The organism is Halomonas sp. DP8Y7-1 (assembly GCF_019801685.1).
In the GTDB taxonomy this organism is placed as follows: Bacteria; Pseudomonadota; Gammaproteobacteria; order Pseudomonadales; family Halomonadaceae; genus Halomonas; species Halomonas litopenaei_A.
Genome location: NZ_JAHVIN010000007.1, coordinates 106,947 through 125,334, shown reverse-complemented (window position 1 = coordinate 125,334; position 18,388 = coordinate 106,947). Strand labels below are relative to the sequence as shown.

19 protein-coding genes are annotated in these 18,388 nt (G+C 61.1%); 1 reads left to right on the top strand and 18 read right to left on the bottom strand.

The window, feature by feature from the left end:
- Genes moaC through mobA form a run of 4 tightly spaced genes read right to left on the bottom strand, consistent with a single transcriptional unit; the run spans window position 1 to window position 3,241 of the window.
- Window positions 1-813 (bottom strand): cyclic pyranopterin monophosphate synthase MoaC, encoded by an 813-nt coding sequence (moaC, locus tag KUV41_RS11340; RefSeq protein WP_222163327.1) that lies wholly within the window; start codon window positions 811-813, stop codon window positions 1-3.
- Window positions 814-822: 9 nt separating this feature from the next.
- A complete protein-coding gene (glp, locus tag KUV41_RS11335) occupies window positions 823-2,076 on the bottom strand; it encodes a gephyrin-like molybdotransferase Glp (protein WP_261396019.1) in 1,254 nt (417 codons plus the stop codon).
- Window positions 2,076-2,636 carry a molybdopterin-guanine dinucleotide biosynthesis protein B gene (gene mobB / locus KUV41_RS11330; RefSeq protein ID WP_222486143.1) on the bottom strand — a complete coding sequence of 187 codons (561 nt, stop codon included), beginning with the start codon at window positions 2,634-2,636 and terminating at the stop codon, window positions 2,076-2,078. Before mobB ends, glp begins: the two co-directional genes overlap by 1 nt.
- Window positions 2,633-3,241, bottom strand: a complete 609-nt coding sequence (gene mobA / locus KUV41_RS11325) for a molybdenum cofactor guanylyltransferase MobA (protein ID WP_206944570.1) — start codon at window positions 3,239-3,241, stop codon at window positions 2,633-2,635. The genes mobB and mobA overlap by 4 nt, the downstream gene beginning before the upstream one ends.
- Before the next feature lie 177 nt (window positions 3,242-3,418).
- Here mobA and KUV41_RS11320 point away from each other — a divergent pair, with 177 nt between their 5' ends.
- Complete coding sequence (locus KUV41_RS11320; protein ID WP_206944764.1) at window positions 3,419-4,000, top strand: cupin domain-containing protein; 582 nt, start codon at window positions 3,419-3,421, stop codon at window positions 3,998-4,000.
- 278 nt (window positions 4,001-4,278) lie between these two features.
- On the opposite strand, the gene KUV41_RS11315 is transcribed toward KUV41_RS11320, so the two are convergent.
- From KUV41_RS11315 to KUV41_RS11250, 14 genes are all read right to left on the bottom strand, one after another.
- Window positions 4,279-5,544 carry a uracil-xanthine permease family protein gene (locus tag KUV41_RS11315; RefSeq protein WP_222485987.1) on the bottom strand — a complete coding sequence of 422 codons (1,266 nt, stop codon included), beginning with the start codon at window positions 5,542-5,544 and terminating at the stop codon, window positions 4,279-4,281.
- A 307-nt stretch (window positions 5,545-5,851) separates the two neighbouring features.
- A complete protein-coding gene (locus tag KUV41_RS11310) occupies window positions 5,852-7,591 on the bottom strand; it encodes an ABC transporter substrate-binding protein (protein WP_206944572.1) in 1,740 nt (579 codons plus the stop codon).
- 76 nt (window positions 7,592-7,667) lie between these two features.
- A complete protein-coding gene (locus KUV41_RS11305) occupies window positions 7,668-7,940 on the bottom strand; it encodes a DUF2160 domain-containing protein (protein WP_206944573.1) in 273 nt (90 codons plus the stop codon).
- An 11-nt stretch (window positions 7,941-7,951) separates the two neighbouring features.
- Window positions 7,952-8,728: a carbohydrate ABC transporter permease gene (locus tag KUV41_RS11300; RefSeq protein ID WP_409995801.1), complete on the bottom strand. Its 777-nt coding sequence runs from the start codon at window positions 8,726-8,728 to the stop codon at window positions 7,952-7,954.
- 109 nt (window positions 8,729-8,837) lie between these two features.
- Window positions 8,838-9,725 carry a carbohydrate ABC transporter permease gene (locus tag KUV41_RS11295; RefSeq protein WP_206944575.1) on the bottom strand — a complete coding sequence of 296 codons (888 nt, stop codon included), beginning with the start codon at window positions 9,723-9,725 and terminating at the stop codon, window positions 8,838-8,840.
- Window positions 9,722-10,822, bottom strand: coding sequence for an ABC transporter ATP-binding protein (locus tag KUV41_RS11290; protein ID WP_222486139.1), 1,101 nt, complete (start codon window positions 10,820-10,822; stop codon window positions 9,722-9,724). The genes KUV41_RS11295 and KUV41_RS11290 overlap by 4 nt, the downstream gene beginning before the upstream one ends.
- The gene (locus KUV41_RS11285; RefSeq protein WP_222485997.1) at window positions 10,823-11,965 is read right to left on the bottom strand and encodes an ABC transporter ATP-binding protein; all 1,143 of its coding nucleotides are present in this window, start codon (window positions 11,963-11,965) and stop codon (window positions 10,823-10,825) included. It lies immediately after the preceding gene.
- A gap of 361 nt (window positions 11,966-12,326) precedes the next feature.
- On the bottom strand, window positions 12,327-12,956 hold the full coding sequence (upp, locus tag KUV41_RS11280; RefSeq protein WP_206944580.1) for a uracil phosphoribosyltransferase: 630 nt from the start codon (window positions 12,954-12,956) through the stop codon (window positions 12,327-12,329).
- Between the two features lie 176 nt (window positions 12,957-13,132).
- On the bottom strand, window positions 13,133-13,816 hold the full coding sequence (ung, locus tag KUV41_RS11275) for a uracil-DNA glycosylase (protein WP_222486137.1): 684 nt from the start codon (window positions 13,814-13,816) through the stop codon (window positions 13,133-13,135).
- Window positions 13,817-13,821: 5 nt separating this feature from the next.
- Window positions 13,822-14,298, bottom strand: a complete 477-nt coding sequence (gpt, locus tag KUV41_RS11270; protein ID WP_206944584.1) for a xanthine phosphoribosyltransferase — start codon at window positions 14,296-14,298, stop codon at window positions 13,822-13,824.
- A 3-nt stretch (window positions 14,299-14,301) separates the two neighbouring features.
- A complete protein-coding gene (locus KUV41_RS11265; RefSeq protein WP_206944586.1) occupies window positions 14,302-14,847 on the bottom strand; it encodes an adenine phosphoribosyltransferase in 546 nt (181 codons plus the stop codon).
- Between the two features lie 156 nt (window positions 14,848-15,003).
- Entirely contained in the window at window positions 15,004-16,335 is a 1,332-nt protein-coding gene (locus KUV41_RS11260; protein ID WP_222486135.1) for an NCS2 family permease, read from the bottom strand.
- Between the two features lie 238 nt (window positions 16,336-16,573).
- Window positions 16,574-17,068: a cytochrome P460 family protein gene (locus KUV41_RS11255; protein ID WP_224907536.1), complete on the bottom strand. Its 495-nt coding sequence runs from the start codon at window positions 17,066-17,068 to the stop codon at window positions 16,574-16,576.
- A gap of 229 nt (window positions 17,069-17,297) precedes the next feature.
- The gene (locus KUV41_RS11250) at window positions 17,298-17,924 is read right to left on the bottom strand and encodes a riboflavin synthase subunit alpha (protein WP_222163335.1); all 627 of its coding nucleotides are present in this window, start codon (window positions 17,922-17,924) and stop codon (window positions 17,298-17,300) included.
- Window positions 17,925-18,388: the final 464 nt, after the last annotated feature.

Sequence of the window (18,388 nt, the reverse complement as noted above, 5' to 3'; positions counted from 1 at the left end):
TCAACCTCCAGTGACCGGCGGGAAAAAGGCCACCTCGTCATCGCACGTCAGACGTGTGCTGTCGCTGGCCATCACCTGATTCACCGCACACAGCACCCGACCTTCTTCCAAACCGGAAAAACGCTGGTCCAGCGTCTTCAAGGCCTTCTTGAGGCCTGCCACATCGGCACTGGGCAAACGATCCAAGGGGACCGAGGTTTCCCCGATACCCAGGCGTTCTCGCAGCTCGGCCAGGCATTTCACCCTGACGCTTTGTTGCTCTGCAGAGGCAAGCCCCAAGGTCAATGCAGGACTGTTCTCCGGACTCGTCACGATGGGAGCGACGGTTTCCTGTGCTATCTCTCGGCGACGATAATCTCCGGATTTGCCACCCTGCTTGGCATCCACATGGATCTGGCCAATCTCCATCTCCTTGTCGACCGCCTTGCACATGTCATACAGCGTCAGACAGGCCACTGACACCGCGGTGAGCGCTTCCATCTCGACGCCTGTCTTGCCACTCAGCCGGCACGTCGCGGACACCCTGACCATGCTCGCCTCGCGATCGATATCGAAGTCGATACTGACCTTGGACAGGGCCAGTTGATGACACAGCGGAATCAACTCGTGGGTGCGCTTGGCCGCCTGGATACCAGCAATTCTGGCGGTGGCCAGCACATCTCCCTTGGGCAGCTGCCCATCGCTGAGCAAGGCCAAGGTCTCAGGCGCCATACTGATAGCCCCTGTAGCCGTTGCTTCACGTCGGGTGGATGCCTTGTCGCCGACGTCCACCATATTGGCTTCGCCGCGGGCATTGAGATGGGAAAGCGTCATGTTCAAGCCTCAGGGGAAACGAAAGAGAGGGAATACGGTCACCATATCATTGATGGCAACCGCTGCCTTGTCGGCAGGAATTTCCACCAGACACTCGGCAGCCACCATGGAGGACAGGATACCGGAACCCTGGCTACCTGTATTGACCACCCGCAAGGTCCCGTCATCACTCCGTTTGAGCACGCCACGACTGTAATCGGTGCGACCTTTACGACTGCGGAAGTCGCTGTCGGCCACCGCCTGCCACGCAGGCGAGCGCAGCTCACGTCCCTGCAGCTTACGTACAAGGGGAATAACGAAAACCAGACAGGTCACCATGCAGGCCACCGGATTGCCGGGCAGGCCCAGAAATGGCGTCGCTCTGTCCCCCATCACACCGCATGCCATCGGCCTGCCAGGACGCATGGCGATTCGCCACAGGGTCAGTCGCCCCAGCCGCTCCAGGGCAGCTCGAGTATGGTCGGCCTGCCCCACCGACACTCCCCCGCTGGACACCACAAGATCAGCCAGCTGCCCCGCTCGTGCCAGGGCATCCTCCAGCGCCTGCGGGTCATCAGGTACGATGCCCAGATCCAGCACCTCTGCGCCATGCTCCTGCAACATGCCCATCAAGGTGAAGCGGTTGGCATCATAAATCGCGGCATCAGCGCGAGGCTGTCCAGGGGCGGTCACCTCGTCCCCGGTGGAAAACACCGCCACACGGGGCTGGCGTCGCACCTCAACGGACGCGCAGCCCAACGACGCCAGCAACCCCAACGCCGCTGCCTCCAGCCGCCTGCCGGATTCCAGCGCCACCTCACCCCGACGTAGATCCTCGCCCGCCTGGCGGACGTTCTGCCCTCGCTTGACTCGATCAGCCTGGAGGATGTCGACCACATCACCATGCTGCTGAAGTTGCTCGACCATGATCACCGTGTCAGTGCCAGGCGGCAACGGCGCTCCGGTGGTGATACTGACGCACTCGCCACTGCCCACCCGCCCGGCAAAAGGCCGGCCGGCCAGGGCGGAACCGACGCGCCGCAGGGAGCCTGCGACGCCTTCCTCGGGCCAGCTCAGAGCGATGCCATCCATCGCCGAATTGGTGTGGCCTGGAACATTGAAGGGCGCCGTCACCGGCTTGGCCAGCACGCGCCCATGAGCCTGGGCCAGCGCCACGGACTCCGTCGCCAGCTGGCCATCCACCAGGGTAAGCAGCGCCTGACGTGCCTCGTCGACGCTCAGCATGTGCTCGCCCAGGTCAAAGCAAGACAATGAGGACATCATCAGCGTCCCTCCTGCGTCGCCAGCCAGCCGCTCCAGTCAGCAGCCCACCGCAACATCCACTCGACCAGCTGGTCGTGGGCATTCAGATCCAGCGTCTCGACCGCGGTGCTCAGGGGAGTATCACAGGCTACCGCCTGCACCCAGGGATCCTCGGTCGCCAGCAGCGGCTTGCCTAACGCGGCACGGTGCAGTTCCAGCTTGGGCATTGGCCAGTCCTTGAATCCCTCCACCAGCGTCAGGTCCGCCTTCAGTGGCGCCACCATGGCCAGCAGCGTCTGCAGGTCCGCTTCCTCAGCTTCGGGGGTCTCCAGCATCATCGCCACCCTTGCCCGGGAGGCGATCAGCACCGGCTCCGCCCCGGCCATTCGCAAGCGGTGACTGTCCTTGCCAGGCTGATCGACATCGAAACGGTGATGCGCGTGCTTGATGACCGATACCCGCAGCCCTTTCCCCTTCAGCATCGGTACGATGCGCTCCAGCAAGGTGGTCTTGCCGGTCCCGCTCCAGGCGGCGATGCCCAATACCGGCTGTTGCGGTTGCCATTGCAGCCGGGACCTCATGAGCCCTCCCCTGGACGAGTGGGCTCAAGACGCTGACGCTCTTCTTCAGTGTTGAGGTTGGCAAAAGCGTCCGCACAGTCGCTCAGATCGACCGTGGCCCAGGCATGTCGCGCGTACCAGCGATCGATCTTGCGCTCTCCCTGCGCCAACGCCTGTGCCAGATCTTCGCGCAGATGACCTGCCAGCAGCGCTACCACCGGGTGTAGGCGCTCTCCGTCATGGGCCACCAGGATGTCCATCCCCTCACGCCAGCCGGCCAACATGCGTGGCACCAGGTCATGGGGCAGTAGCGGACTGTCGCAGGGCACGACCATGACCCAGGGGCTGTCCGCAGCCTCAAGCGCACTGTAGATGCCCATCAGCGGCCCCTGAAAGCCCTCGGCAGCGTCCTTGAAGACACCATCGGCAAGCGCCGCATAGTCCTCATGATGACGATTGGCATTGATCAGTACAGAACCCACGTGGGGTCGCAGACAGGCGACCGCATGGGCGGCTAGGGGCTGACCCGCAAAGGACACCAGGCCCTTGTCGATGCCTCCCATGCGACGTCCCTGACCACCCGCCAGGACAACACCACATACCTCGCTTGCCTGAGGTTTCACCACAAGAAGCTCCTATTGCTATGTTCGTCATGCATCACTACATGATGCCTCAGGCCGTAGGTAGTCGCCATGCACGCATAGAGGTAGTCCGAGAGCGCGAGGGTGACCCACCCAGGCCATAGCAGGTATCATGTGTCCATCATTTTGCACGACAGCGACTCACGAATGGCGGACACCAGGATGGACGACGGTTTCGATGTCGGCGCTAGGTTGCGCCAACTACGTCAGGAAAAACAGTTATCTCAGCGCGAACTAGCGAAAAGAGCGGGCGTCACCAACAGTACTATCTCGCTTATCGAGCTGAATAATGTCAGCCCTTCGGTCAGCTCCCTTAAGAAGATACTTGACGCCTTACCGGTCTCCATCAGCGCCTTCTTCGCCGCCGACGAGCCCAATCATCCGAGCCCCTTCTATCGCGCTGCGGAGTTGACCGAGATCGGTGATCGCCACCTTTCATGGCGACTTGTCGCCGCCAGACGCCCCGACCGGCGCATGTCGGTATTGCACGAGCGCTATCCACCTGGTGCCGATACCGGCGAGGAAATGCTGGAGCATGATGGCGAAGAAGGCGGTGTCGTCATCGCCGGGGAGATCGAGATCACCGTCAACGGAGAGACGGGGCTGCTTGGCCCAGGAGATGCCTACTACTTTGACTCCCGCCTGCCCCACCGGTTTCGCAATCTGGGGCAGGAAGAATGCGTGATCGTCAGCGCCAATACCCCGCCCACCTTTTCAGATGGTGGCGAACAGATCCATCACTGAGGGGCTTGGCTGTTCAGCCCTTGTCCGATCAGGACCGCAGGGACAATCTCACCGCTCACCGAGTGAGCGTCAAGCAGTGGACGACGCCGCCAGGCTGCGGCGTCGCCCCGGCACTTCGGCTAGACTTTGTCCGAAAAGTCGACGAGCGAAGGTTAGACAAGGCAAAAATCGGTGGGAAAGCGCAGTTTACGAGGTGTAAATGAGCATTTTGACCGGACTGGCGTACCAGCCGATTTTTAACGCCGTATCACCAAGCGCAGGCACTTTTCGTACAAGCCCTAGTCCTCTTCCCGAGCGCGCGGCAGTACCAAGTTCAGCGCGATGCCCACCAGGGCGGCGAGGCTGACGCCCTGCAGGGCAAACTGCCCTCCACCAAACTGCATGCCACCAATACCGAAGACCAGAATCAACGACACGACCACCAGGTTGCGCGGCGCCGTCAGCGGCTTGCCCGCGCGCACCAGGGTATTCATCCCGACTACCGCAATGGAACCGAACAGCAGCGTCATGATGCCCCCCATGACCGGCGCAGGTATGGTCTGGAGTACGGCTCCCAGCTTGGCCACGAAGGCCAGCAGGATGGCCACCAACGCCGCCGACACCATGAACATCGGATTGAACGCCCGGGTCAGGGTGACCGCCCCGGTTACCTCGGAGTAGGTGGTATTGGGCGGCCCGCCGAACATGGCCGCAGAGATGGTGGCGAGGCCATCGCCCAGCAAGGTGCGATGAAGACCGGGCTTTTCCAGGTAGTTGCGGCGCGTGACCGAACCGATGGCAATCATGTCACCAATGTGCTCGACCGCAGGCGCAATGGCCACAGGGATCATGAACGCGATGGCCAACCAGTTGAAGCTAGGAGCGGTAAAGGATGGCAGCGCCAGCCAAGAGGCTTCGCGCACCGGAGTAAAGTCAACGACTCCCATCAACAGGGCCAGCAGGTAGCCCGTCACGATGCCACCCATGATCGGCACCAGGCGCAGCAGACCACGTCCGAACACTGCCAGAATCAAAGTAACCAGCAAGCTCGACATGGACAGAACCATGGCCTGAGCGTAACCGATCCCTTCGCTGTTCTCACCGGTCGCCATATTGACCGCTACGGGCGCCAGAGCAAGGCCGATCACCATGATGACGGGCCCTACCACCACCGGCGGCAGCAACCGATGAAGCCAACCGGTCCCCTTCAGGCGCACCGCCTGCGAAATCACCACGTACACCAGGCCCGCCGCGATCAACCCGCCCAGGGTGGCGGACACCCCAAAGTGCGCAATGGAGCCCTGAATTGGCGCGATGAAGGCAAAGGAGGATGCCAGGAACACCGGCACCGTCATCCGCGTGGTGAAGTGAAACACCAGCGTACCGATACCGGCGGTGAACATAGCGACATTGGGATCAAGCCCGGTCAGCAGAGGCACCAGCACCAGGGCACCGAAGGCCACGAACAGCATCTGCGCGCCGACCAGCGCGAGTCTGGGCAATGAATCCGACGCCGTCGCTGAGGGTTCGGGTGGCTGAGTTGACGAAGAATGGGGGTCAGACATGAGGGGGCTCCGTGGTGAACAGGAAGTCTGCTGTGGGGCGAAAAGAGGCTCATCGCGCCAACAGCCGATTCCAAACGCGGGCCATGTTACCAATCCCGGCGCCCCTTCAGGGCACAATTTTGCGCCAACCCCAGGTCGCCAACGCAGCAATCACGCAACCCTTCCCCTTTTTGCCAAGCGCTAGTCCCCCTTTGGCTCCCCCTGATGGCTCCCCTTGATGGCTCACTCAGTGCTGCTGAAACTGCTCTGCAAGACAAAGCCCCCCATCCTGAGGATTGGGGGGCCGGCACACACCGCTATACCGGGATTACTCTCGGGTACCCGCGGACATCCAGTCTTCCATCATCTGGTCATAGGGCACCGTGGTGCCCTGGGGCATTTCATCGTCCAGCTTGGCCTTGGGCGAGCCAGGCTGGCTCAGCCACTGCTCGGGATCCTTGGGCTCATTGAGAATCGGCTCGTAGGTGGCAAACACCTTGGCCCGAGCCAGTCGCGCCATGATGTTATCCAGATCTGCCGCCAGATTATCGAGCGCCTCCTGGGCGGAAATATCGCCATTCACCGCCGGTGCCAAGTTCTGCCACCACAATGGCGCCATGCGCGGATAGTCCGGCACATTGGTTCCCGTTGGCGTCCACTTGGCTTCGTTGGGGCTGCGGTAGAACTCCACCAGCCCACCCAGCTTGGGCGCCATCTCGGTCATCTGCTCGGAGAAGATGTCCGACCGCCGAATCGGCGTCAGCCCCGCCATCAGCTTTTCCAGAGACACCGTCTTTGACACGCTGAATTGAGCGAACAACCAGGCAGCACTGCGACGGTCTTCAGGCGTCGAGTCGAAGAAGGTCCAGGCGCCAACATCCTGATAGCCCACCTTCATTCCTTCTTCCCAGTACGGACCCGTCGGTGATGGGGCCATCCGCCATTTGGGATTGCCCTGGTCATCGGTCACCGCCACGTCCGGACTGACCATGTCGGCGGTAAAGGCGGTGTACCAGAACATCTGCTGCGCCACATTACCCTGGGCCGGCACGGGACCCGCCTCACCAAAGGTCATGCCCTGTGCCTCGGGAGGAGCAAAGTCTCTGAGCCACTCGACCATCTTGGTGACGGCAAACACCGAAGCCGGGGAATTGGTGGCCCCGCCTCGGCTGACGCTGGCTCCCACCGGATGACTGTCCTCGTCTACGCGAATACCCCAGTCATCCACCGGGTTGCCGAACGGCACCCCAGGGCTGCCCATTCCGGCCATTGATAGCCAGGAGTCATGGAAACGCCAACCCAGCGAGGGATCTCGACGTCCATAATCCATATGGCCATAGACCTTTTGCCCGTCGATCTCGCCGATGTGCTCGCTGAAGAACTCAGCGATATCCTGGTACGCCGTCCAGTTGGTCGGCACGCCTAGCTCATAGCCGTAGAGATCACGGAACTGCTGTTGAAAGTCCTCTCTCTGGAACCAGTCGTAGCGGAACCAGTAAAGGTTCGCGAACTGCTGGTCCGGTAGCTGGTAAAGGCTGCCATCTGGCCCCGTGGTGTACTGAATCCCGATAAAGTCCTCCAGATCCAGGCTTGGCAGCGTCAGCTCCTTCCACTCGTTGGCCATGGCATCACTGAGATTGATGGTCGATCCGTAGCGAATGTGGGTGCCAATGGAATCGGAGTCATTGATATAGGCGTCGTAGATATTGCGACCCGACTGCATCTGGGTCTGCATGTTCTGAACCACATCCCCCTCGCCGATGATGTTGTGGGTCACCTCTATCCCGGTCAGCTCGAGAAAGGCCGGCGTCAGCACGTCCCGCTCCCAGGTATGGGTGGTCAACCCTTCCGCCACCGTGTTGATTGCCATGCCACGAAAGGGCTCCGCGGCCTCGGCAAACCACTCCAGTTCGGCGATCCGCTGCTCCCGCGTCAAGGTGGAGTTTGCGAACACTTCATCGGCCAGCCGCTCGATCACTGCGGCACGATCTTCCTGGGCAATGGCGTCGCCTGCCAATAGCAGCAATCCGGCTACACCTACCCTGCTGAGCTTGCGTCTCACGTTCATGGTCACCTCATTGTTATCATTGATGAAGGCCAGCCTCGCTATCGTCGCCAGCCAATGGGTGCAGGCATGCTGTCGGTTACCCCCAGCGCAACAGCAGCACCATCCACACCACCGATAACGCCAATGCCAGCCACAGACCAAGGCTGGTAAAGCCGATAACGGCGAGGTGGATATACGCCGCCGACAGCATGCCGATAAAGAACCGGTCTCCCCGCGTTGTGCTGATCGGAAGAAAACCGCGGCGCTCGCGGCTGGGCGAGATCAGCTCCCAGGTGGTCATCAGCACCAGCAGCAGTGCGATGACGGAGAAGAACATCGCCGTAGGTAGGGTCCACACCATCCAGTCCATGTCGCGGCTCCTTAGGTGCGCCCCAGAGCAAAGCCCTTGGCGATATGATGGCGGACGAAAAACACCACCACGATGCCCGGCACGATGGTCAGCACTCCCGCTGCCGCCAGGGTTCCCCAATCGATACCAGAGGCGGTGGAGGTTCTCGTCATGACAGACACGATGGGCTGGGCCTCCGTGGAGGTGAGGGTGCGGGCCAGCAGCAGCTCGACCCAGGAAAACATGAACAGAAAGAACAGGGTCACGCCGATGCCTGAGCGAATCATCGGAATGAAGAGCTGGACAAAGAACCGCGGGAAGCTGTAGCCATCGATAAAGGCGGTCTCGTCAATTTCCTTGGGCACGCTGGACATGAAGCCCTCGAGAATCCAGACCGCCAACGGTATGTTGAACAGGCAATGGGCCAAGGCCACGGCGATGTGCGTATCGAACAGGCCGACCGTGTAGTAGAGCTGAAAGTAAGGCAGCAGGAAGACGGCAGGCGGCGCCATCATGTTGGTCAAAAGCCAGAAGAACAGGTGCTTGTCACCGATGAACCGATAGCGACTGAAGGCATAGGCGGCGGGCAAGGCCACCGCCATGCTGATGACCATGTTCATCACCACATAGGTCATGGAGTTGACGTAGCCCATGTACCAGCTGGGGTCGGTGAAGATCCGGGTGTAGTTGTCGAAGGTCAGCGCCTGAGGCCACAGGGTCAGCTCTCCCAGGATCTCGTTGTTGGTCTGCAGTGACATGTTGACCAACCAGTAGATGGGTAGCAGTACGAACACCAGATAGGCCAGCATCAACCCACCGCGTCGTATCCTGCGTCCGGCCGAGCGCTGGCGACGCCGACGCCTGGCCGCCTGCCGTGCGGCGTGCTCGTTCACCTGGTCAGGGCTGGATGGCAATGGCCTAGTCATGGCGCGACCCTCCTTGGCGATCCTTCTGCAGATTCATGATGGCGGTATAGAACACCCAGCACACCAGCAGAATGATCAGGAAGTAGATCAACGAGAACGCCGCCGACGGCCCCACATCGAACTGGGCGGTGGCCATGATGGCGAGGGACTGACTGAGAAAGGTGGTGGCACTGCCCGGCCCACCGCCGGTCAGCACGAAGGGTTCCGCATAGATCATGAAGGAGTGCATGAACCGGAGCAGCACGCCAATCACCAGCACATTGGTCAACTTGGGCAATTGGATGTAGCGGAACACCGCCCAGCGTGACGCCCGGTCAATCCTGGCAGCCTGGTAGTAGGCCTCGGGAATCGCCTGCAGACCGCTGTAACACAGCAAGGCGATCAGCGATGTCCAATGCCACACATCCATCAGCACGATGGTGACCCAGGCATCCATCGGATTCGAGGTGATGTTATAGGGATACCCCAGCTGGCGCAGGCTGAAACCCATCAGACCGATATCCCCGCGGGTGAATATCTGCCAGATGCTGCCGACCACATTCCAGGGAATCAGCAGTGGCAATGTCACCAGCACCAGCACCAGCGAGGCCCGCCAGCCCCGCTTGGGCATCAGCAACGCGATACCGACCCCCAGGGGCACTTGAATCACCAGAATGGTCAGCGAGAAGGCAAACTGCCGACCCAGAGCCGCCTGCAAGGCGGGGTCATTGAGCATTTGCACGAACCATTCGGTTCCGGTGAAAAACCGCGTATTGGCGTCGAACACATCCTGTACGGAGTAATTGACCACGGTCATCAACGGCACAATGGCGGAGAATGCCACCAGCAACAGCATGGGCAGCACCAGCCACCAGGCCCGGTTATTCGGCACCTTGTTCATGACGCCACCTCCACCCGCCGTTCATCCACGTAGAGCCCCAACCAACGCTCGGGAAAGTGCAGGTGAATGCACGACGTCGCTGGGTCGAGGGCATCGTCGACCCGTACCTTGCAGGTCAGACTGCCCAGCGAGGCAGTGACAATGCGGTAGGTACCAAGATCCTGAAGGTGAGAGACCGTGGCTGGCATGCCGCCGTCGTCCGCGGACACCACCTCGATGAATTCAGGCCGAATGCCGAGGGTGACGTTGTCGCTGCGGGACATGGCATCGCGCAGGGCACTCATAAAGCCGGGCGACAGCGGCAGCGGCTGCCCACCCACGAGTGCCCCATCGGCGTCGAGCTGTGGCGTGAAGAAGTTCATGCCGGGGCTACCGATGAAGTAGCCGACAAAGGTATGTGCGGGGGCTTCGAAGAGTTCCCGCGGCGTCCCGAATTGCACGATGCTGCCTTGGTACATCACCGCGATCTTGTCGGCAAAGGTGGAGGCCTCCAGCTGATCATGGGTCACGTAGATCATCGTGACCGCAAAGCGCTGATGAATCTCCTTGAGCTTGCGACGCAGCTTCCATTTCAGCTGGGGATCGATCACCGTCAATGGCTCATCAAACAGAATCGCCGCAACATCGTCGCGCACCAGGCCCCGCCCCATCGACACTTTCTGCTTTTCATCGGCCGTCAGATTGCGCGCCTTGCGCGGCAGTTGCGCGGTCAGGTCGAGAATGTCCGCCACCTCCTCGACCCGCTCTCTGACACGCTCCTCGGAAGTGCCGACGTTACGCAGAGGAAAGGCCAGGTTGTCGAACACGGTCATGGTGTCGTAGACCACCGGAAACTGGAACACCTGGGCAATGTTGCGCTCTTCCGGCGGCAGCTCATTGACCTGAACACCATCGAACAGCACCTCGCCCTGGGACGGCACCAGTAGACCGGAGATAATATTCAGCAGCGTCGACTTGCCGCAGCCAGACGGCCCAAGCAGCGCGTAGGCGCCTCCCTGTTCCCAGGTATGCGTCATGCGCTCGATCGCAAAGTCAGCCGGACCGGACGGCTGCTGCAGATAGCTGTGCGCCAGTTGCTCAAGACGTATCTCTGCCATCTAGCGCTCCTCCCGATGGATTGCACTCGCGGGGGCGTGTTCGGCTCTGCGTGACATACTGGCCCCCACCTCAGCAGGCACGGCCACCGTCCTGCCCTGCATGTCGAACACGTACAGTCGATGCACCGGCACATATAGCCGCAGCGGAGCGTCTACCTGAAAGCCGTGCACACCCTCCAGATGGGCCACCAGCGACATGCGAGCGTTGCCCACATGGAGAAACGTCTCGGAGCCGCTGATCTCGGCCAGCTCGACGCAGACATCCAAGGCCAGATCATCGTCGGATTGCGGCGCAATCGCCAGGTGGGCAGGACGTACCCCAAAGTGGTAGCGCCCCTCTTCGAGCCGCGACATGCCGGCGTCAACGGCGAAAGCGGGCTCGCCATCAAAACTGACGTGGCCGTCCCGGATCTCGCCTTCGAGCACATTCATGGGGGGTTCGGAGAACATGTCCGCAGCGGTCAGCGACACCGGCTCACGGTACACCGTCGCGGCAGGCCCATGCTGGACCAGGCGACCTTCATGCAGAATGGCGGTGTCGCCACCCAGCGCGAGTGCCTCTGCGGGCTCCGTGGTGGCATAGACAGCGATGCAGTCCCGTCGGGCGAACAGCTCACGCAGCTCTTCCCGAAACTCTTCCCGCAGCTTGTAGTCCAGATTGACCAGAGGCTCATCGAACAACACCAGCTCAGCGTCCTTGACCAGCGCCCGTGCCATCGCGGTGCGCTGCTGCTGCCCGCCAGACAGCTCCAGCGGCTGACGATCCAGCAGTCCCTCGATATGCAGCAGCTCAGCCACCTCCTGCACCCGGCGCCGAAGTTCTGCCTTGGGAACCCGTGCCAGCTTGAGCGGAGATGCAATGTTGTCGAAGACACTCTGGTGGGGGTAGTTGATGAACTGCTGATAGACCATGGCCACATTGCGTTGGCGCACGCCCTTTCCTGTCACGTCTTCACCGTTGATCAGGATACGTCCTCGGCTGGGTTGATCCAGCCCAGCCATCAAGCGCATCAGGCTCGTCTTTCCCGCCAGGGTTCGCCCCAGCAGAACATTGAACGAGCCTGGCGCCAGCGTCAGACTAACGTCGTCAATGTGGGTCTCGTTTGCCACCCTGCGGGTGACACCGTCGAGGATCAGGGTCATGGGCCGTCTCATTCCACCGAACATCGCCCTCCTTCGAAGGCGTCATCTGTACGGTAGTAGAGATTGTCGAAGGCACCCCGGTGTTTTTAAACGAAACCCCTCAATCACCCCGACACATCACCAACAATCCATCACAACACATTGAAATAAAACGTCTTTCACCAATTCATCAACTTTTGTCTAATGCAGAACACTTCTGCGCAGCATCCTCTCGTGCGCAGGCAATGTTGTTTTAGTGAAAAAAAACGCGCCCAATGTTCGTAAAAGAACATTGGGCGCATGTCTCGACAGCCAGTCTGATCAACTCGCCGGGGCGACGGCCGTGACCGACCGCATCATGACCCCGCAGGCGTGGCTGGTCTCAACGAGTACCAAAGATCTTGTCGCCGGCATCGCCGAGACCGGGAACGATATAGCCGTTCTCGTCCAGGCGCTCATCCACGGATGCGGTATAAATCTCGATATCCGGATACGCCTCCTGCACGCGGCGAATGCCCTCCGGCGCCGCGACCAGCACGATCACACGCATCAGCTGACAGCCGCGTTCACGCAGCATGTCGAGCGTGGCGACCATGGAGCCACCGGTAGCCAGCATCGGGTCGATGACTACCGCCATGCGCTCATCGAGGTCGTTGGTAAACTTCGAGAAATAGGGAACAGGCTCCAGCGTTTCCTCATCACGGTACAGGCCAACGACGCTGACCCGCGCACTGGGAATCAGGTCGGTCACGCCCTCCAGCATGCCCAGACCGGCACGCAGGATCGGGACGATCGTCACCTTCTTGCCCTTGAGCTGCTTGACGGTAATGGTGTTGCCACTCCAGCCGTCGATGGCGTGATCTTCCAGCTCCAGATCCTGAGTCGCCTCGTAGGTGAGCAGTTTGGCCACCTCGCCAGCCAGCTCACGGAAGCTCTTGGTGCTGATACCGGCTTCACGCATCAAACCGAGTTTGTGCTGGACCAGGGGGTGATCGATGGCATGGACGCTCATGACGAGTCCTCTTAGATGACGGAGAGGGTGGGACTAGGACGACCTTCGTCGCATGGACGCGGGCGACAAATTGCGCGCCATTCTACCCGTATCCTGCTCTCAGGTTAACCCGCTGCGAACAATCGCCGCTGAGCCTTGCCACCGACGCCTGCACGGCCCGGTGGCGAGGCAGCCCGCTAGGGGCTAGACGGCAGCTGCCAGTCGATCGGCCCACGCCCCTGCTCTTGGAGAAACGCATTCGCCCGCGAGAAGTGGTGGTTACCGAAGAAGCCTCGATGGGCGGACAGCGGCGAGGGGTGCGGCGACTCCAGCACCAGGTGACGCTGGCGATCCACCAGCGCTTTCTTCTGGCGCGCGTGGGAGCCCCACAGCAGGAACACGCAGGGCCCTGCTTCGGCGCTCACGGTCTGGATAGCGCGATCGGTAAACGTCTCCCAGCCCTTGCCGCGGTGGGAGCCCGCATTGCCCTCTTCCACCGTCAAGGAGGTGTTCAACAGCAGTACCCCCTGCCTCGCCCAGGCCTCGAGATGCCCGTGGGGCACAGGCTCCACACCCAGGTCCTGGGACAGTTCCTTGTAGACATTGACCAGGGAAGGCGGCGGCTTGATGCCGGCACGTACCGAAAAGCACAGGCCGTGGGCCTGGCCAGGACCGTGGTAGGGGTCCTGGCCGAGAATGACCACCCTGACGTCTTCGAGCGGGGTCAGTTCAAAGGCGCGAAACCAATCCGACGAATGCGGATAGATCACCTTGCGCGCAGCCTTCTCGTCAGCCAGGAAGGCCTTCAACTGCTGCATGTAAGGCGCGTCGAACTCTGCTCCCAGGTGACGCTGCCACGCTCCCGACAACACCTGCCCCATGGCCATCACCGACGCTGGTCGGCCAGGGGTTCCACATAGGCCACACCCATGTCCCAGGGGAACTGGATCCAGCAGTCCTGAGCCACCTCCGTCAGGTACTGATCCACCAGGGGGCGCCCTTCAGGCTTGGCATAGATCGTCACAAAATGCGCCTTGGGCAGCATCTCGCGGACGGCCTTGGCGGTCTTGCCGGTATCGACCAGGTCGTCGACAAGCAGCCAACCTTCGCCGTCGTGATCGACGCCCTTGAGCACCTCGAGGCCCTCTTGCTCCATGTGGTCGTAGCTCTTGATACAGACCGTATCGATCAAGCGCACATTGAGTTCACGGGCGATCAAGGCGGCCGGAATCAGTCCGCCCCGAGTGATAGCGATGATGCCCTTGGTGTCGCGCTCGATCAGCCGATGACACAGCTCGCGCACATCGCGATGCAGCTGGTCCCAGGAGACGACAAAATGACGGTGATAACGATGGCTACTCATGGATCATTCGTCCTCAGTGAACGAGCAAACGGCAAATACGCTGTGACCTGCATCACGAATCTTCTGCGAACCACCCAGGTCGGGCAGGTCCACGATGGCAGAGGTCTCCACCACCTGGCCGCCACTGCGACTGATCAATTCAGCTGCCGCCAGCATGGTGCCTCCGGTAGCGATCAGATCATCGACGACCAGGATACGATCACCATTGCGGAAGGCATCGGAGTGCAGCTCAACCTCAGCCGTGCCGTACTCGAGCGTATAGGTCTGGCTGATGGTGCGAAACGGCAGTTTGCCCTTCTTGCGCACCGGCACAAAGCTGCAGCCCAGCTCGTAAGCGACGGGCGCGCCGACGATAAAACCGCGAGCGTCGATCGCCGCAATCGCGTCCAGATCCATCTCCTGATAGCGGTGCACAAAGCTATCGATGAGCTTGCGGAAGGCGGCACTATTCTGCAAAAGCGGGGTGATGTCACGAAAATTGACGCCCGGCTGTGGCCAGTCGGGAACGGTGCGAATGACAGACTTGATGTAGTCGCCGTAAATGCTCATGGCGGTTCTCGCTAGAAATCGGGTACGAAGGAAATGACAACATCGGGTAGCCCTGCTGACAAGGCTACCCGTCAGATTGACCGCTGCACGGTCCGTCACGCCACCCGCCGCCATTTGCGTCAAAGCCGGCGGCGGAGAGAGGCGGAGGAGCGCCGGTCAATCGAGGAAAATCATCTTGATGGCAAACAGTACGCCCAGGATGACCACGGCAACATTCAGGTCCTTGAAGCGACCTGACAGGGCCTTGATGGCGACATAGCTGACAAAGCCAAAGGCAATACCCTCGGCAATCGAGAAGGTCAACGGCATGGCCAGAGCGGCGATCAGTACCGGGGCCGCCTCGGTGGCATCATCCCAGTCGGCGTGAGCCAGACTGCCCGCCATCAGGGAGGCCACGTACAGCAGCGCCCCCGCCGTGGCGTAGGCAGGTATGGAGCCCGCCAGCGGCGCAAAGAACAGGCTGAGCAGGAACAGTACGGCCACTACCACGGCCGTCAGGCCAGTCCGCCCGCCGGCAGCGATACCTGCCGTGCTTTCGACGTAGCTGGTAGTGGTCGAGGTGCCCAGCGCCGCACCTGCCATGGAGGCAGTAGAGTCGGCCATCAGCGCGCGCCCCAGACGAGGCAGCTTGCCATCCTTGTCCAGCAGTCCACCGCGATGAGCCACACCGACCAGCGTGCCGGAGGTATCGAACAGGTCAACAAACAGGAAGGCAAAGACCACGCTGATCATCGCCACGTTGAACGCGCCAGCGAGGTCCATCGACATCAAGGTCGGTGCAATGGAAGGCGGCATCGACACCACACCGCTGAATTCATTGTGTCCAAGCAGCATGGCAACCAGCGTCACGCCGAGAATACCGATCATCACCGCCCCGGTGACCCGCAGGTGAGCAAGCGCGGTGATAATGAAGAAACCGGCAAGGGCGTAAAGCGGCGCAGGTTCGGAAAGGTCACCGACTGACACCAGAGTGGCCGGGTTATCCACGATGATGCCAGCATTTTTCATGGCCACCATGGCAAGAAACAGGCCGATGCCGGCAGCAATCCCGAGCCTCAATGTGATCGGAATGGAATTGATGATCCATTCGCGAATGCGGAAGATACTGAGCAGAAAGAAGGTAACGCCCGACAGGAACACCGCACCCAGTGCCGCCTCCCAGGTATAGCCCATCCCGAGCACGACGCCGTAGGTGAAGAAGGCATTGAGGCCCATACCCGGCGCCAGGGCGATGGGGTAATTGGCCCACAGACCCATGATCAGACAGCCCACCGCCGCGGCCACACAGGTAGCCACGAAGACCGCCCCGTAGTCCATGCCCGCTTCGGACAGGATGCTTGGGTTGACGAAGATGATGTACGCCATGGTCAGGAAGGTCGTGATCCCGGCGATGACCTCTGTCTTCACGGTAGTACGGTGTTCGCTGAGCTTGAAGAAGCGATCGAGGGGACTCTTGCCCTGGTTCGATTCAGGCTGGGGATTGGACATGCGCTAGGTCCTGCACGTGGAGTCAATGAGGGGGTGTCCAGGACGAGAGTCACCGACCGTGCCCCGCCACCCGGTGGCTAGAGACACCATATAGCAGGCCGCCGGGGGACGCACGACGATACTGCACAATGAAGCCAACGCTTGACCGCGTCTGCCACCGAACAGATCGGTGCCAAAACGCACATCGGGCGCGATGCAACAGCACCTGCGCCCGACGGTGGCGACTCTCGAAAGCGCGCTACTCTACCAGAATCGGGTAGGCTTCGGTATAGATCCAGTCCTTGTCCTTTGCCGGGACATGGCAGCCCAGGCAGTCCGTCTGGTAGTCCGCCGACACATTGGTCGCCGGGTCGTCAGTCTTGAACAAGGCCCAGCCCCACCCGTCCCCCCAACTGCCATTGCTGTCGGCAAAGCGGTTGGTCGCGTCCTTGACCATCACAAACCACTGTTTAATGGTGTCGTTCTCGTAGCTCACACCGGCGCCAGTGGTGTAGTCACCGGTGCTATGGGCGCGCAGCTCCTTCACCAGCACGGCACCGTCGGGGAACACGCCGTTTTCCCGATAGGCAGCAATGCTTTCGGGCTCGGTATAGACGTTGTGGAAGCCGCTCGCATCTCCCTCTGGCACAAACCAGGAGCCCAGGTGGGCCATCTCGGTGCGGAAATTCTCGGGCAGGTGAATGGTGCCGTCGTCGTCTACCCAGGGTGATAGATCACTTTCGGCGGTCGCCATCGTGGCAAACCCGCACGCTAGGATGCACGCCCCTGCCGCCAATGCCTTGGCTGTCATTTTCATGGTCGTCCTCACTGATCACGGTCGGTGCAAAATCGGAATGTGGCATCCGATTAAGTTAGCACCGCCTCAAGCGAGGAAGGCCCTCGTCTCCTCTGCTACGGGCGCTACGGCACAGCGAGCAAGACGATCTCCGACGTCCACAGCGAACAAGGCCACCGCCCCTGATTCAGGCGCCACCTTTCGCCGCCAGCACTCGCTCAACGGTCTCGACAATCGCCTGGGTCTGGGGGTCCACCTCGATATTGACCCTGTCTCCGGGTCGACGATCCGCCAGCGTCGTGCGGGCCAGCGTTTCCGGAATCAGGTCGACGCAGAACGCACCGCCACGGGTTTCCTGACGCAGTGCACCGATGGTCAGACTGATGCCATCGACGCCGATATAGCCCTTGGTGAAGACAAACCTGTCCAGCCCCTCCGGCAACAGAAACCAAAGGCGCCGATTATTGGGCGCCTCGTCCAGCTCCACCAGCTCCGCCTGCGCCATGACATGCCCTGACATGGCGTGCCCGCCGATCTCATCGCCAAAACGCGCCGCACGCTCGATGTTGACGCGGTCGCCAATGGATACCGCGCCTAGATTGGTCACCCTGAGGGTCTCGCGCATCAGGTCGAAACTGACCCGATCGCCGTCCACCGCAGTCACCGTCAGACACACCCCGTTGTGGGCCACGGACGCGCCCAGTGCCAGACCTTCCAGCAAGTGCTCCGGCAGGCGCACGACATGGGTGCGAAACGCCTCAGCTTCGATCATGTCGACCACTTCAGCGGTGCCTTGCACAATCCCGGTAAACATCCTCATCTCCTCGCCAGCGAAAAGGCCTCGGCCTTCGATCGGGCCAGTCTATGGATCTCCGCCCTAAAGTTCCATGCAAGCGACGGCCCCGCCCCACGAAAGGCGATGATCAAGCGTCACCCTCTTGGCCTTCATGGGTCTTCTGCCGGCATTCCCCGTGGGTGGGTAAGTGGGCGGGTGACTCGGCGGTAGACGAACCTCCATCTTGACGCCCCCATCCACGTCGACAAGTGATTGACAGGACTCAGCAAGCCCCCTATTCTTGCCGGCTACATTTTTAGGCGCCGATTTGTACCCGGATTGCGGGCGCCCGTGCCATGACACTCACAAGGTGTCAGCGCATGAAGTGCAGCTAAAAGGGTGTGTCCAGCGTTGATGGCCACCCGCCAGGGTGGCCTTTTTTTTGGACACCCCTTGCTCTTGCCTGCCCTCTGCCTGACCTGCCCATGGTCCTGCCCGCCCCC

What these genes read in the sequence shown, in the direction of transcription:
- KUV41_RS11250 (WP_222163335.1), bottom strand. Translation starts at nt 17,924, where the DNA reads ATGTTTACCGGGATTGTGCAAGGCACCGCTGAAGTGGTCGACATGATC.
- KUV41_RS11260 (WP_222486135.1), bottom strand. Translation starts at nt 16,335, where the DNA reads ATGTCCAATCCCCAGCCTGAATCGAACCAGGGCAAGAGTCCCCTCGAT.
- KUV41_RS11315 (WP_222485987.1), bottom strand. Translation starts at nt 5,544, where the DNA reads ATGTCTGACCCCCATTCTTCGTCAACTCAGCCACCCGAACCCTCAGCG.
- upp (WP_206944580.1), bottom strand. Translation starts at nt 12,956, where the DNA reads ATGAGCGTCCATGCCATCGATCACCCCCTGGTCCAGCACAAACTCGGT.
- glp (WP_261396019.1), bottom strand. Translation starts at nt 2,076, where the DNA reads ATGATGTCCTCATTGTCTTGCTTTGACCTGGGCGAGCACATGCTGAGC.
- KUV41_RS11320 (WP_206944764.1), top strand. Translation starts at nt 3,419, where the DNA reads ATGGACGACGGTTTCGATGTCGGCGCTAGGTTGCGCCAACTACGTCAG.
- KUV41_RS11310 (WP_206944572.1), bottom strand. Translation starts at nt 7,591, where the DNA reads ATGAACGTGAGACGCAAGCTCAGCAGGGTAGGTGTAGCCGGATTGCTG.
- KUV41_RS11265 (WP_206944586.1), bottom strand. Translation starts at nt 14,847, where the DNA reads ATGAGCATTTACGGCGACTACATCAAGTCTGTCATTCGCACCGTTCCC.
- mobB (WP_222486143.1), bottom strand. Translation starts at nt 2,636, where the DNA reads ATGAGGTCCCGGCTGCAATGGCAACCGCAACAGCCGGTATTGGGCATC.
- gpt (WP_206944584.1), bottom strand. Translation starts at nt 14,298, where the DNA reads ATGAGTAGCCATCGTTATCACCGTCATTTTGTCGTCTCCTGGGACCAG.
- KUV41_RS11295 (WP_206944575.1), bottom strand. Translation starts at nt 9,725, where the DNA reads ATGAACAAGGTGCCGAATAACCGGGCCTGGTGGCTGGTGCTGCCCATG.
- KUV41_RS11305 (WP_206944573.1), bottom strand. Translation starts at nt 7,940, where the DNA reads ATGGACTGGATGGTGTGGACCCTACCTACGGCGATGTTCTTCTCCGTC.
- ung (WP_222486137.1), bottom strand. Translation starts at nt 13,816, where the DNA reads ATGGGGCAGGTGTTGTCGGGAGCGTGGCAGCGTCACCTGGGAGCAGAG.
- KUV41_RS11300 (WP_409995801.1), bottom strand. Translation starts at nt 8,728, where the DNA reads ATGCTGGCCTATCTGGTGTTCGTACTGCTACCCATCTACTGGTTGGTC.
- KUV41_RS11255 (WP_224907536.1), bottom strand. Translation starts at nt 17,068, where the DNA reads ATGGCGACCGCCGAAAGTGATCTATCACCCTGGGTAGACGACGACGGC.
- KUV41_RS11285 (WP_222485997.1), bottom strand. Translation starts at nt 11,965, where the DNA reads ATGACCCTGATCCTCGACGGTGTCACCCGCAGGGTGGCAAACGAGACC.
- moaC (WP_222163327.1), bottom strand. Translation starts at nt 813, where the DNA reads ATGACGCTTTCCCATCTCAATGCCCGCGGCGAAGCCAATATGGTGGAC.
- KUV41_RS11290 (WP_222486139.1), bottom strand. Translation starts at nt 10,822, where the DNA reads ATGGCAGAGATACGTCTTGAGCAACTGGCGCACAGCTATCTGCAGCAG.